We start from the raw sequence: 12,336 nt of genomic DNA on the forward strand, positions 1-12,336 counted from the left end.
CAACGCCGGCCAATCGGCCGGCGTGTTGAAAAAGTCAGGCAGGTTAGCCGGGATCGGCTTAGTAGTTACGATAGGGCTTGCGCGGACCGAAGCCTTCGAAGCGTTTCGTGGTTGCCTTGACGCGGGCGCGTTGCGCCTCCTGATGCAGCCCGAATACTGTGGCGATCAGCATGGCAACGGTCATTGCGGTGGCGAGCATGTAGATCAGCATGTGCGTGTTCTCCTGCGCCTTACAACGGATAGATGGGACTTTGGTTTCATCTTATTAAGATGCAACCTAGTGAACGCTGCGTGAAGGCTTCGTGATCAGCGTGTTCATCTGTCGTTCATGTGCGCCGAAAGGTTCACAGAGATGATCTCGATCGGATTTGCCTTCCGCCCGCGCGCCCGCTAGAAGCACCGGCATGACCGAACGCACCGCCCTTTATGCCGGCTCCTTCGACCCGCTGACCAACGGCCATCTCGATGTGCTGAAAGCGTCGCTGGCTGTGGCCGACATTGTCTATGCGGCTATCGGCATCCATCCCGGCAAGAAGCCGCTGTTCTCCTTCGAGGAGCGGGTGCATCTGATCGAGGCCGCGACCAAGGCCGAGTTCGGCCGCGATGGCGCCCGCATCAAGGTCGTCGCCTTTGACGGACTGGTCATCGATGCGGCCAGGAGAGAGGGCGCCTCGATCATGATCCGTGGGCTGCGTGACGGCACCGATCTCGACTACGAGATGCAGATGGCCGGCATGAACGAGACCATGGCGCCGGAGCTGCAGACGGTTTTCCTGCCGGCCAGCCCTTCAGTGCGAACCATTACCGCCACACTCGTGCGCCAGATAGCCTCGATGGGAGGCGACATTCGCCCCTTCGTGCCGGCGGCTGTCGCCGGCGCGCTCACTGCCAAATTCGCCAAATAGGAATCCCCGGAGATAGATATGCAGCTGAAGAAGCTTGCCTCGTTCCTCGTCGTGCTTGCCGGTCTCGTGGCCGCCACGGTCTCGGCCCATGCCGCCGATCCCGAAAATACCATGATCATCACACTGAAGGACGGCGACGTGACCATCGCGCTCCGCCCTGACCTGGCGCCCAAGCATGTCGCGCAGATCAAGAAGCTGGTGCGCGACCATGCCTATGACAATGTCGCCTTCCACCGCGTCATCGACGGCTTCATGGCCCAGACCGGCGACGTCAAGTTCGGCAACATGAAGAAGGGTTTCAGCGCCGAGGCCGTGGGCACCGGCGGCTCCGATCTTCCCAATCTGCCTGCTGAATTCTCGCAGACCGAACACTACAAGCGCGGCGTCGTCGGCATGGCCCGCTCACAGGATCCGAACTCCGCCAATTCGCAGTTCTTCATCATGTTCGCGCCGGCGCCTTCGCTCGACGGCCAGTACACGATCGTCGGCAATGTCGTCAGCGGCATGGATCTTGTGGACAAGATCAAGAAGGGCGATGAGGCCGACAACGGCACCGTCACCGACCCCGACCGCATGATCAAAGTGCGCATCGCCGCCGACAAGTAAATCTCGTTCAAGAAAGGATATCCGACATGGCCGAAATCAAGGACCGCGAGAACGCGCTCATCATGGAAACGACCAAGGGCAAGGTCGTCATCGAACTCTTCCCCGATCTGGCACCCGGCCACGTCGCGCGCATCAAGGAACTGGCCAGGGAAGGCGCCTATGACGGCGTGGTCTTCCACCGCGTCATCGACGGCTTCATGGCGCAGACCGGCGACGTGAAGTTCGGCAATTCGAGCAAGCCGACTTTCGCGCCTTCCCGCGCCGGCATGGGCGGCTCCGACAAGCCTGACCTGAAGGCAGAGTTCTCGAACGCCAATCACGGCCGAGGCACCTGTTCGATGGCTCGCGCGCAGAACCCGAACTCGGCCAATTCGCAGTTCTTCATCTGCTTCGACGATGCCGCTTTCCTGAACCGTCAGTATACGGTCTGGGGCCAGGTCATTGAAGGCATGGACAATGTCGACAAGATCAAGCGCGGCGAGCCGGTGCAGGATCCCGACAAGATCGTGTCGCTGAAGGTCGCGGCGGACGTCAAGTAAGGCGAAACGACGATGATGGGCGTTGTCTGGTCCCTGCTCGGCATACTGTCCGGCGCCTTCATCGCCATCCAGGCGCCGATCAATTCGCAGCTGGCGCGCGGCCTCGGTCTACCGGTCGCCGCCGCGGCGTTCTCGTTCCTGTCCGGCGCGGTGGTGCTCGGCATCATCTCGGTCACGGTGGTGAAGCTGCAAGGCATCACCCTCGACTGGAAGGCGCCGGCGCCATGGTTGTTTGTCGCCGGCGGCATGCTCGGCGGCTTCTACGTGACGCTTTCCACCATCCTCACACCGCGTATCGGGGCCGCCGCGCTGATGGCGTTCCTGGTGGCCGGGCAATTGCTGGCCGGCATGCTGATCGACCGCGTCGGCTTCCTCGGCGTCGCGGTGCGTGAAATCTCGCTCGGCCGCATCGCCGGCGCGGTGCTGCTTCTGGCCGGAGCGCTGCTCGTCAGGCTCTACTGATGCGCGTCGACCTCTTCGATTTCGACCTGCCGGAGGAGCGCATCGCGCTTCGTCCGGCCGAACCGCGCGACAGCGCCAGGCTGCTGGTGGTCAAACCCGGTCACGCGCTCGATGACCGCAGGGTTGGCGACCTGCCGGCCTTGCTCAGGGCCGGCGACGTGCTGGTGTTCAATGACACCAAGGTCATTCCGGCACAGCTGAAGGGTATCAGGCGGCGTGGCGAGGCGGTGGCGCAGGTCGAGGCCACATTGCACATGCGGGTGGCGCCCGACCGGTGGTTGGCCTTCATGCGGCCTGGCAAGCGCGTCGCCGCCGGCGACCGCATCCATTTCGGCCATGACGGCAATTCCTGTTTCCTCGGCCAGCTGGACGCCACGGTGATCGAAAAGGGCGAGGGCGGCGAGGCGCTGCTCGGCTTCGACCTGTCGGGACCATTTCTGGACGAAGCGCTGCACGCCGTCGGCCACATTCCCCTGCCGCCCTATATCGCCTCGAAGCGCGCCGACGATGAGCGCGACCGGGCCGACTACCAGACGATCTACGCCAGGGAGGAAGGCGCGGTCGCTGCGCCGACCGCAGGGCTGCATTTCACGCCGGAACTGTTCGCGGCGCTCGATGCCAAAGGGGTCGATCGCCATTTCGTCACCTTGCATGTCGGCGCCGGCACGTTCCTGCCGGTGAAGGCCGACGATACATCAGACCACAAGATGCATGCCGAAATCGGCTCGGTCAGCGAGGCGACGGCGCAGGCTCTGAATGCGGCCAGGGCGAGGGGCGGGCGCATCGTTGCCGTCGGCACCACATCGTTGCGCCTGCTGGAGAGCGCCGCGCGCCAGGATGGCACGCTGGCCGCCTGGGCAGGCCCGACGGACATCTTCATCACGCCCGGCTACCGGTTCAAGAGCGTCGACGTGCTGATGACCAATTTCCATCTGCCGCGATCGACCCTGTTCATGCTGGTTTCCGCCTTCAGCGGTCTCGACACGATGCGCGCGGCCTATGCGCATGCCATCGAAAACCGCTACAGGTTCTATTCCTACGGAGACGCGAGCCTGCTTCACCGTGCGGTGTCCGATGCGCCGGCCCATGACAAGGAATTCAATGGCTAAGCCGTTCTCTTTCAAGGTGCTCGCGACCGATGGCAAGGCGCGGCGCGGGCTCATCGACATGCCGCGCGGCGAGATCCGCACGCCTGCCTTCATGCCGGTCGGCACCGGCGGCACGGTCAAGGCGATGTACATGGACCAGGTGCGCGGTGTCGGCGCCGACATCATCCTTGGCAATACCTACCATCTGATGCTGCGCCCCGGCGCCGAGCGCGTCGCGCGGCTTGGCGGCCTGCACGAGTTTGCCCGCTGGCCGCAGCCGATCCTCACCGACAGCGGCGGCTTCCAGGTGATGTCGCTGTCGAAACTGAGAAAGCTGACCGAAAAGGGCGTCACCTTCCGCTCGCATATCGATGGCGCGCCCTACGAGATGTCGCCGGAACGCTCGATCGAAATCCAGGGCCTGCTCGATTCCGACATCCAGATGCAGCTGGACGAGTGCACGGCGCTGCCGGCCGAGCTGAAAGAGATCGAGCGCGCCATGGAGCTGTCTCTGCGCTGGGCCGAGCGCTGCAAGACGGCGTTCGGCGACCAACCCGGCAAGGCGATGTTCGGCATCGTGCAGGGCGGCGACAATGCGGCGCTCAGGGTGCGCTCGGCGCAGGCGCTGAGCGCGATGGACCTGAAGGGCTACGCAGTCGGCGGCCTCGCCGTCGGCGAACCGCAGGCCGTGATGCTTGAAATGCTCGACATCACCTGTCCGGAACTGCCGGCGGATAAGCCGCGCTACCTCATGGGCGTCGGCACACCAGACGATATCCTGAAATCGGTGGCGCGCGGTATCGACATGTTCGACTGCGTGATGCCGACGCGCGCCGGCCGGCACGGCCTGGCCTACACAAGGCGTGGCAAGGTCAACCTGCGCAACGCCCGCCATGCCGACGACCACCGTCCGCTCGACGAGGAAAGCGACTGCCCGGCGGCGCGGGACTATTCACGCGCCTATCTGCACCATCTCGTGCGCTCACAGGAAGCGCTCGGCGCCATGCTTTTGACCTGGAACAATCTCTCCTACTATCAGAAGCTGATGCAGGACATTCGCGCCGCGATCGAGACCGGCAGCTTCGACGCGCGTGGGGCTGAAGTCACCGAAGGTTGGGCTAGAGGCGATATCCCAGTCCTGTAAGGCCTCAGGTGCTCAGCGAGTTCGACGCGCGCAGGCTGCAGCCGGTGATCTGGAACGTGCCGTCAGGCTGCTGCTGCAAGGTGTAGACCGCCTCGTAATCCTTGCCGTCGGGGCCGACGATCAGCACTTGCTGGATGATCGAACCCGGGCCTGTCTGCTCGACCTTGCCGAACGAATAGGATTGCGGCTTGCGCACCGGCGGGTAGCCGTTGGTCACCATGTTCATGAAGGCGTCGACCGTGGGGAAGATCTGCTTCACGTTCGGGGCGGCGAAACTGTAGGCCTTTGCGCCGTCATTGGCGATGAGAGCCTTCAACTGGCCGTCGATGACAGCCTGGCCGGCTTTGATCTCGGCGTCTCCGGCGAAGGCCGATGAGGCCAGGATGAATGGAACGAACATGAATGCGAAAAAAGCACGGCGCATCGCCTGTCTCCGCTGTCCCTCGAAAACTGCCTCCTGAACGCAATTCCGGAGACATCCTAACATACGCGCGGCGGTGACTTACGGTTTCATCGGTGGCCAATATTCCCCTCGTGTCGGCAGATTCCCTATGCTTAAGCTTCCGTTAAGGCGGGGCGCTCATCGTGGATGGCGGGGAGAGAGCGAGCAAACCATGGGACGAATGACGTTCGCGCAGCCTGTCGACCGGCGCTTTTTGTTGAAGGGCGCTGCTTCCCTTGCCGCTTTTGCTCCTTTTCCGTCCTGGGCGAACACCGCTCCGACGGTCACCGAAGTGGCCTTCGATCCGGCCATCCCCGCACTTGGCAATCCCGCCGGCGATGTGACCATCGCCGAGTTCGTCGACTACCAGTGCCCGGTCTGCAAGCTCGTCTTCGTCGAGCTGAAGAAGCTGATGGCCGAGGACCACGGCATCCGGCTGGTCATGAAGGATTGGCCGATCTTCGGTGACGTGTCACGCGACGCGGCGCGAATGGCCTTGTCGGCCGGCGGCCATTATGCGGCGGCCGTGGATGCACTCATGGCCAACGAGCGCGGGCTTTCCGAGCATCGGACCGACGATATTCTGGGCTCCGTCGGCGTCGACGTTACCGGGGCGCGGGCAAGCCTGGCCGGACTGCAGCCGGAGATCGATGCCCTCCTGTCACGTAACGCTGACCAGGCCGCCGCCTTCAAATTGCAGGGCACGCCCGCTCTGGTGATTGGCGGCAGGCTGTTCAAGCGCGGCATGCCCGTCGCCGAACTGCGGGATGCCGTGGCGAAGGCACGGGCCGGCTAAGTACGGTCGCAACGCTTGAAAGGCCGCCTCCAGTCTGCCAGAAGGGCCGCTTGGACTTGGAAGTTTTAGCGGGACGAAGCCATGAAGGCGTTTTTCGTGCAGATCAAATGCGAGCTCGGCAAATCCTATGAGGTTGCCAGCGCGCTTGCCGATGCCGAGATCGCCTCGGAAATCTACTCCACTGCCGGCAATTACGATCTGCTCGCCAAATTCTATGTCGATGACGAGGAAGACGTCGGTCATTTCGTCAACGAGAAGGTGCAGATTCTCCCCGGCATCAAGGACACTTTTACGGTCGTCACCTTCCGCGCCTTCTAGCCGGGAATGCGTTTGCCCGGGCACAAGGCAAAGCCTGATCAAGCCCGTCGATCAGCTGCCCCAATTTTAGGCAGTCGCAACATACTGATCTCCCGCCCCCTCGAAATCACCGATTGCGCTTGATTTTCTCCGGCGACGCCAGTGAAATGGCGTTACAGGGGAGTACGCGATTGGCAGCGTTCGATGAAATGCTTCCGGAAGTCTCCGGATTGAGAAGACCGTATTCGGCTTATGATCGCTGGCTCCAGGAGCAGGATCCCGCCAGGCTTACCGAGAAGATGCAGGACGCCGAGCGCGTCTTCCGCAAGACCGGCATCACTTTCGCCGTCTATGGCGAGCAGGAAGCCTCCGAACGACTGATCCCGTTCGATATCGTTCCCCGCATCATCTCAGGCAATGAGTGGCGTCGCCTGACGCAAGGCATCGAGCAGCGCGTGCAGGCGCTGAATGCTTTCCTCGACGACATCTATCACCGCCAGGAAATCCTGCGCGCGGGCCGCGTTCCCAAGGAACTGATCGCCAGGAACGAGGCTTTCCTGCCCGAGATGATCGGCGTGCGGCCACCGGCCGGCGTTTACACCCACATCATCGGCGTCGACATTGTCCGCATCAGCGAGGACGAGTTCTACGTGCTGGAAGACAACGCCCGCACGCCGTCCGGCGTTTCCTACATGCTGGAGAACCGCGAGACGATGATGCAGCTATTTCCGGAGCTGTTCCAGAAGATCAAGGTGCGGCCGGTCGAGAACTACCCGCAGCTGCTGCGCCAGTCGCTGGCGGCGGTGCGACCGCAGAGCACCAAGGGCGCGCCGACCATCGCCGTGCTGACCCCGGGCAGTTTCAACTCGGCCTATTTCGAGCACGCCTTCCTAGCCGACCAGATGGGCGTGCAACTGGTCGAGGGGCAGGATCTGCGCGTCGTCGATGGCCATGTCGCGATGCGCACGACCGAGGGCTACAAGCAGATCGACGTGCTTTACCGCCGCGTCGATGATTCCTTCCTCGACCCGCTGACCTTCCGGCCGGATTCGGCCCTTGGCATACCCGGCATCATGGATGTCTACCGCGCCGGCAACATCACTATCGCCAACGCACCCGGCACTGGCATCGCCGACGACAAGGCGATCTACTCCTACATGCCCGAGATCGTCGAATTCTATACCGGGCGCAAGGCGATCCTCGGCAACATACCGACCTGGCGCTGCTCGGAACCGGATAGCCTGAAATATGTGCTCGAGCACATCCACGAACTGGTCATCAAGGAAGTGCACGGCTCCGGCGGATACGGCATGCTGGTCGGGCCGGCGGCAACCAAGAAGGAATGCGAGGCCTTCGCCAAGAAGCTGCAGGCCAAGCCCTCGAACTACATCGCACAGCCGACACTGGCGCTGTCGACCTGTCCGATCCTGACCGAGAAGGGCCTGTCGCCGCGCCATGTCGATCTCAGGCCCTATGTGCTGGTCTCCGATCGCATCCAGATCGTGCCGGGCGGGTTGACGCGCGTTGCGCTGAAGGAGGGATCGCTGGTCGTCAACTCCTCACAGGGCGGCGGGACGAAGGATACGTGGGTGCTGGATGATTGAGTGAGTGAGTAGGGATTAGTGAGTAGTGAGTAGTGAGTAGTGAGATATAGAGGGGAAGCGCATGCCATATTTCGTTGAAATTCAACTATTTACCACTGACCACTCACTATTCCCTACTCACTAGCCCGAAGGGCCTTCCCATGCTTCTCGGCCGCACCGCCAACGGGCTCTACTGGATGAACCGCTATATCGAGCGGGCCGAAAACATGGCGCGCCTGGTGGATGCCGGCCTGCGCATGGCGCTGACGCGCACGCAGAATGCCTCGGAAGAGTGGAACTCGGTGCTGCTCAGCGCCGGCTCGGACGTCGCTTTCACGCAGAAATACCAGGACTATACGGCGGCCAACGTAGCCGACTTCCTGCTCCGCGACACGTCGAACCCGTCAAGCACGATGGCGTCGATCGAGACCGCTCGCAACAATGCCCGCATGGTGCGCACGGCGCTGACACGCGAGACCTGGGAGAGCATCAACGAGGCCTGGATGGCGCTGAAGCGGATGCTGGCAAGACCGATCGATGAGCGCGACCTGCCGAGCGTGCTCGACGCGATCAAGCGCGAGACGGCCCTGATCCGCGGCTCGTTCTACGGCACCATGCTGCGCAACGAGATTTTCGACTTTTCGCAGCTCGGAACCTATGTCGAACGCGCCGACAACACGGCTCGCATCCTCGACGTGAAGTATTACGTGCTTTTGCCATCGATCTCCTGGGTCGGGTCGACCCTCGACAACTACCAGTGGGAATCGATCCTGCGCTCGGTGTCGGCGCATCGCTCCTACCGCTGGGTCTATGACGCCGACTACAAGCCGACCAACATCGCCGACTATCTGATCCTCAATGTCCGCATGCCGAGATCGCTGACCTTCTGCTACCGCTTCCTGGCCGAGCATCTGAAGTTCCTCGGCGATGACTATGGCGAGCGCCATGCCTGTCATGCGACCGCGGAAAAGACGCAGGCGATGCTGCGCGCCGGGTCGATCAAGGACATATTCGACACCGGCCTGCATGAGTTCCTGGCCGGCTTCATCCGTGACAACACCAGGCTGGGCGACGAGATCGCGCAGGACTATCGGTTTTACTGAGCGGAAGATGGCGATGCGGCTCAAGATCACCCATCGGACCGAGTACAGCTACGATGCGCCGGTGCAGTATCTGCTGCAGCGGCTGAGGTTGTTGCCGCTCAGCGGGCAGACGCAGACGGTCAACGCGTGGACGATCAAGGTCGACGGCGCGCGCGAGGAGTTGCGCTTCGCCGACCATTTCGGCAATGACACGCGGCTGGTGAGCATCGAAGGCGGTCACAATGCCATCATCGTCGAGGCCTCGGGCGAAGTGATGACGCGCGACACGTCAGGTGTGAGCGGACCGCATCAGGGGTTCGCACCGCTCTGGCTGTTCACGCAGGAAACGCCCCTGACGATGATCGGCGCGGGCATACGCGGCCTGGCCGAGGCAGTTGGCAAAGGCACCGATATCGAAAGGCTGCACCGGCTGATGGCGCTCATCGGCGAGCGCGTCGCCTATACGTCAGGCGCCACCAACGCGGCGACGCCGGCGGAAGAGGCGCTGGCGCTGAAGACAGGGGTCTGCCAGGACCACAGCCATATTTTCGCGACCGCGGCGCGCGCCATGGGTTTTCCGGCCCGCTATGTCAGCGGCTATCTGATGATGGATGCCGCCGTCGAGCAGGCGGCCAGCCATGCCTGGGCCGAGGCGCATGTCCCAGGCCTGGGCTGGGTCGCCTTCGACCCCGCCAACGGCATCTCTCCCGATGAGCGTTATGTGAGGATAGCGATCGGCCGCGACTATCGCGATGCCTCGCCCGTCTCGGGGATTCTGCTCGGCCAGGTGCAAGAGAAGCTTGCTGTAACCGTCAGCGTCGAGCAGTAATCGGCTGGAGCCGGACGCTGAAGGACGAATCGACCTGAAATCTCGATCCGTCTCTGGTCAACGGGATGGGCATGGTGTCGTTCGGCGTCGTGCTCGAAAGCAATTTCAGGAAAAGTGTGAGCGGTTTTCTGTCTGAAATTGCGTGATAACAAAGAGTTGGAGTGATTTGCCGTCTCCGTGAAACGGTGAAGCACTCCAGGGATTACCGCCGGAAGAGAAATCATGACTTATTGCGTCGGCCTCAAGATCGATCGCGGGCTCGTCTTCATGTCGGACACGCGCACCAATGCCGGCATGGACTCGATCTCCACCTTCAAGAAGATGCATGTCTGGGAACAGCCCGGCGAGCGCGTCATCGTCTTGATGTCGGCCGGCAATCTGGCGACGACCCAGGCCGTGGTCAGCCTGCTCGACGAGCGCACAAAGGCGGTGGGCGACCGCCACGAAAAGCTCCTCGAAACGCCATCGATGTACCAGACGGTGCGGCTGGTGGGCGACACGGTGAAAGAGGTCATCGCGCAATCCTCGCCGACTGGCGACAAGGCCGATTCCTATTTCAACGCCTCCTTCATCCTGGGTGGTCAGATCAAGGGCAGTCCGCCGCGCCTGTTCATGATCTATCCCGAAGGCAATTTCATCGAATCGACCGACGACACGCCCTTCTTCCAGATCGGCGAGACCAAATACGGCAAGCCGATCATCATCCGCGCCTATGAGCGCACGATGAGTCTGGCCGAGACGGTGAAACTGCTGCTTGTGTCGTTCGATTCGACACTGAAGTCGAACCTGTCGGTCGGTCTGCCGCTGGACCTGCTTTTCCTGGAAAAGGATGCCTTCCAGGCCGGGCTGAAGAAGCGGATCGGCCAGGACGACCCGTATTACCGCGCCATCTCCGAGGGCTGGTCGAACGCGCTGAAGACGGCTTTTGCCAGCCTGCCGGATTTTCCGGGGTGAGGGCGGCTGCCCCTGAGCTTGGCCGGTTGCTTCAACATAATTAACGTGTTAATGAAATGCCGACACCGGATTGGTCGCCGGCATTACGTGCTGCCTGGGAGGATGGATGAACAACGAAGAGTTCCGCGGCTGGTCGCGGCGCGCCGCCGACTGGGGCGCCGACTATCGGGCAAGCCTGCGTGATCTGCCGGTGCGTCCGGCGGTTGCGCCCGGAGACATCTTCCGCAGCATCGAGGTGTCGCCGCCAGAAAATGCCGAGCCGATGGACAGGATCTTCGCCGATTTCGAAGACAAGATCGTGCCGGGGATGACGCATTGGCAGCATCCGCGCTTCTTCGCCTATTTCCCTGCGAACGCGGCGCCGGTCTCGGTGGTGGCGGAATATCTGGTCTCGGCAATGGCCGCGCAATGCATGCTGTGGCAGACATCGCCGGCGGCGACCGAACTCGAGACGCGCACCGTCGACTGGATGCGCCAGGCGCTCGGCCTGCCTGAGGGGTTTTCCGGGGCGATCCAGGATTCGGCTTCGTCCGCCACGCTGAACGCTGTGCTGACCATGCGCGAGCGCGCACTCGACTGGCAGGGCAACAAGAAGGGCCTGGCAGGCCAGGCGAAGCTTCGTATCTATTCCTCCGACCAGGTGCACACCTCTATCGATCGGGCGATCTGGGTCGCCGGGATAGGCGAGGACAATCTCGTGCGCATTCCTGTCAGCGGCAGGTTTCGCGCCATGGACACGGCCGCGCTCGAGGCGGCTATCGTCGCCGACAAGCAGGCTGACCTACTGCCAGCCGGCATCATCGCCTGCGTCGGCGGCACGAGTACCGGCGGCACGGACGACATAGCGGCGGTCGCAGAAGTGGCCAAGCGGCATGGGCTCTACCTCCATGTCGATGCCGCCTGGGCCGGATCGGCGATGATCTGCCCGGAGTACCGCCATTTCTGGAGCGGCGTCGAAGGCGCCGATTCGATCGTCTTCAATCCGCACAAATGGCTGGGCGCGCAATTCGACTGCTCGATCCAGTTCCTGCGCGACCCCGAAAGCCATGTCAGGACGCTGGCGATCAAGCCGGACTATTTGAAGACCCATGGCCATGACGGCATCATCAATTATTCCGAATGGTCGGTGCCGCTCGGCCGGCGCTTCCGCGCCCTGAAATTATGGTTCCTGCTGCGCGCTCACGGGCTGGAAAACCTGCGCGCCATGATCCGCAACCACGTCGCCTGGAGCGAACGCCTTGCCGGACGGCTGGCGAACGAGCCGGATTTCGAGATCGTCAGCGAACCGATGCTGTCGCTGTTTTCATTCCGGCACAAAGCTGTCTCAAGCGTCGATGCCGACGAGCACAATCTGCGCCTGGTCAATGCGATCAACGATGATGGGCGCATCTACCTGACGCAGACGAGGGTGGATGGGTGGGTGGCGATCCGCTTTCAGGTCGGGCAGTTCGAAGCGACGAGCGATGATGTCGATGCTGCATTTGGCGTCATCACCGAAATCGCGAGAGGCATGGCCTGAGCAAGCCGGATCATGATTGCGTCGGGTTTTCCTTTGCAATCAATCAAATTCAGTTAGCCGGCTCATGCCTTTTCATTGTTTTCGTTTTCG

Annotated in this window: 15 protein-coding genes; 13 read left to right on the forward strand and 2 right to left on the reverse strand. The window is 62.3% G+C overall.

All coding sequences use genetic code 11. The features are described 5' to 3' along the window. Positions 1-58 precede the first annotated feature (58 nt). On the reverse strand, positions 59-211 hold the full coding sequence (locus FFS37_RS11645; RefSeq protein ID WP_137931093.1) for a hypothetical protein: 153 nt from the start codon (positions 209-211) through the stop codon (positions 59-61). A 193-nt stretch (positions 212-404) separates the two neighbouring features. Here FFS37_RS11645 and coaD point away from each other — a divergent pair, with 193 nt between their 5' ends. The 6 genes from coaD to tgt all read left to right on the forward strand — a co-directional run bounded on the left by coaD (position 405) and on the right by tgt (position 4,744). Beyond that, positions 405-905 carry a pantetheine-phosphate adenylyltransferase gene (gene coaD, locus FFS37_RS11650; RefSeq protein ID WP_137931094.1) on the forward strand — a complete coding sequence of 167 codons (501 nt, stop codon included), beginning with the start codon at positions 405-407 and terminating at the stop codon, positions 903-905. A gap of 111 nt (positions 906-1,016) precedes the next feature. Then, positions 1,017-1,511, forward strand: coding sequence for a peptidylprolyl isomerase (locus FFS37_RS11655; RefSeq protein ID WP_232375638.1), 495 nt, complete (start codon positions 1,017-1,019; stop codon positions 1,509-1,511). 26 nt (positions 1,512-1,537) lie between these two features. Further along, a complete protein-coding gene (locus FFS37_RS11660; RefSeq protein ID WP_137931096.1) occupies positions 1,538-2,050 on the forward strand; it encodes a peptidylprolyl isomerase in 513 nt (170 codons plus the stop codon). 12 nt (positions 2,051-2,062) lie between these two features. Continuing rightward, positions 2,063-2,512: a DMT family transporter gene (locus tag FFS37_RS11665; protein ID WP_137931097.1), complete on the forward strand. Its 450-nt coding sequence runs from the start codon at positions 2,063-2,065 to the stop codon at positions 2,510-2,512. After that, positions 2,512-3,621 (forward strand): tRNA preQ1(34) S-adenosylmethionine ribosyltransferase-isomerase QueA, encoded by a 1,110-nt coding sequence (queA, locus tag FFS37_RS11670; protein ID WP_137931098.1) that lies wholly within the window; start codon positions 2,512-2,514, stop codon positions 3,619-3,621. The genes FFS37_RS11665 and queA overlap by 1 nt, the downstream gene beginning before the upstream one ends. Beyond that, positions 3,614-4,744, forward strand: a complete 1,131-nt coding sequence (gene tgt / locus FFS37_RS11675; protein WP_137931099.1) for a tRNA guanosine(34) transglycosylase Tgt — start codon at positions 3,614-3,616, stop codon at positions 4,742-4,744. Before queA ends, tgt begins: the two co-directional genes overlap by 8 nt. Positions 4,745-4,748: 4 nt before the next feature. On the opposite strand, the gene FFS37_RS11680 is transcribed toward tgt, so the two are convergent. Further along, the gene (locus tag FFS37_RS11680; RefSeq protein ID WP_137931100.1) at positions 4,749-5,168 is read right to left on the reverse strand and encodes a DUF4864 domain-containing protein; all 420 of its coding nucleotides are present in this window, start codon (positions 5,166-5,168) and stop codon (positions 4,749-4,751) included. Between the two features lie 190 nt (positions 5,169-5,358). Between FFS37_RS11680 and FFS37_RS11685 the strand changes: the two genes are divergently transcribed. From FFS37_RS11685 to FFS37_RS11715, 7 genes are all read left to right on the forward strand, one after another. Continuing rightward, positions 5,359-5,982: a DsbA family protein gene (locus FFS37_RS11685; protein WP_232375627.1), complete on the forward strand. Its 624-nt coding sequence runs from the start codon at positions 5,359-5,361 to the stop codon at positions 5,980-5,982. Positions 5,983-6,063: 81 nt separating this feature from the next. Further along, on the forward strand, positions 6,064-6,300 hold the full coding sequence (locus FFS37_RS11690) for an Lrp/AsnC family transcriptional regulator (protein WP_010909609.1): 237 nt from the start codon (positions 6,064-6,066) through the stop codon (positions 6,298-6,300). 170 nt (positions 6,301-6,470) lie between these two features. Next, entirely contained in the window at positions 6,471-7,883 is a 1,413-nt protein-coding gene (locus FFS37_RS11695) for a circularly permuted type 2 ATP-grasp protein (RefSeq protein WP_171026245.1), read from the forward strand. 140 nt (positions 7,884-8,023) lie between these two features. Further along, positions 8,024-8,965: an alpha-E domain-containing protein gene (locus tag FFS37_RS11700; protein ID WP_137931101.1), complete on the forward strand. Its 942-nt coding sequence runs from the start codon at positions 8,024-8,026 to the stop codon at positions 8,963-8,965. A 13-nt stretch (positions 8,966-8,978) separates the two neighbouring features. Continuing rightward, the gene (locus FFS37_RS11705; RefSeq protein WP_137931102.1) at positions 8,979-9,773 is read left to right on the forward strand and encodes a transglutaminase family protein; all 795 of its coding nucleotides are present in this window, start codon (positions 8,979-8,981) and stop codon (positions 9,771-9,773) included. A 222-nt stretch (positions 9,774-9,995) separates the two neighbouring features. Next, positions 9,996-10,727, forward strand: coding sequence for a peptidase (locus tag FFS37_RS11710; RefSeq protein WP_137931103.1), 732 nt, complete (start codon positions 9,996-9,998; stop codon positions 10,725-10,727). Between the two features lie 106 nt (positions 10,728-10,833). Continuing rightward, positions 10,834-12,246: a pyridoxal phosphate-dependent decarboxylase family protein gene (locus tag FFS37_RS11715; RefSeq protein WP_137931104.1), complete on the forward strand. Its 1,413-nt coding sequence runs from the start codon at positions 10,834-10,836 to the stop codon at positions 12,244-12,246. Positions 12,247-12,336 lie beyond the last annotated feature (90 nt).

Source organism: Mesorhizobium comanense (genome assembly GCF_005503535.1).
Lineage (GTDB): Bacteria > Pseudomonadota > Alphaproteobacteria > Rhizobiales > Rhizobiaceae > Mesorhizobium > Mesorhizobium comanense.

Excerpts from the sequence above, each read along its gene's own strand:
- FFS37_RS11705 (WP_137931102.1), top strand. The coding sequence starts at position 8,979 with ATGCGGCTCAAGATCACCCATCGGACCGAGTACAGCTACGATGCGCCG.
- FFS37_RS11660 (WP_137931096.1), top strand. The coding sequence starts at position 1,538 with ATGGCCGAAATCAAGGACCGCGAGAACGCGCTCATCATGGAAACGACC.
- FFS37_RS11690 (WP_010909609.1), top strand. The coding sequence starts at position 6,064 with ATGAAGGCGTTTTTCGTGCAGATCAAATGCGAGCTCGGCAAATCCTAT.
- FFS37_RS11685 (WP_232375627.1), top strand. The coding sequence starts at position 5,359 with ATGGGACGAATGACGTTCGCGCAGCCTGTCGACCGGCGCTTTTTGTTG.
- FFS37_RS11680 (WP_137931100.1), bottom strand. The coding sequence starts at position 5,168 with ATGCGCCGTGCTTTTTTCGCATTCATGTTCGTTCCATTCATCCTGGCC.
- FFS37_RS11700 (WP_137931101.1), top strand. The coding sequence starts at position 8,024 with ATGCTTCTCGGCCGCACCGCCAACGGGCTCTACTGGATGAACCGCTAT.
- tgt (WP_137931099.1), top strand. The coding sequence starts at position 3,614 with ATGGCTAAGCCGTTCTCTTTCAAGGTGCTCGCGACCGATGGCAAGGCG.
- FFS37_RS11665 (WP_137931097.1), top strand. The coding sequence starts at position 2,063 with ATGATGGGCGTTGTCTGGTCCCTGCTCGGCATACTGTCCGGCGCCTTC.
- FFS37_RS11645 (WP_137931093.1), bottom strand. The coding sequence starts at position 211 with ATGCTGATCTACATGCTCGCCACCGCAATGACCGTTGCCATGCTGATC.
- queA (WP_137931098.1), top strand. The coding sequence starts at position 2,512 with ATGCGCGTCGACCTCTTCGATTTCGACCTGCCGGAGGAGCGCATCGCG.
- FFS37_RS11710 (WP_137931103.1), top strand. The coding sequence starts at position 9,996 with ATGACTTATTGCGTCGGCCTCAAGATCGATCGCGGGCTCGTCTTCATG.
- coaD (WP_137931094.1), top strand. The coding sequence starts at position 405 with ATGACCGAACGCACCGCCCTTTATGCCGGCTCCTTCGACCCGCTGACC.
- FFS37_RS11715 (WP_137931104.1), top strand. The coding sequence starts at position 10,834 with ATGAACAACGAAGAGTTCCGCGGCTGGTCGCGGCGCGCCGCCGACTGG.
- FFS37_RS11655 (WP_232375638.1), top strand. The coding sequence starts at position 1,017 with ATGATCATCACACTGAAGGACGGCGACGTGACCATCGCGCTCCGCCCT.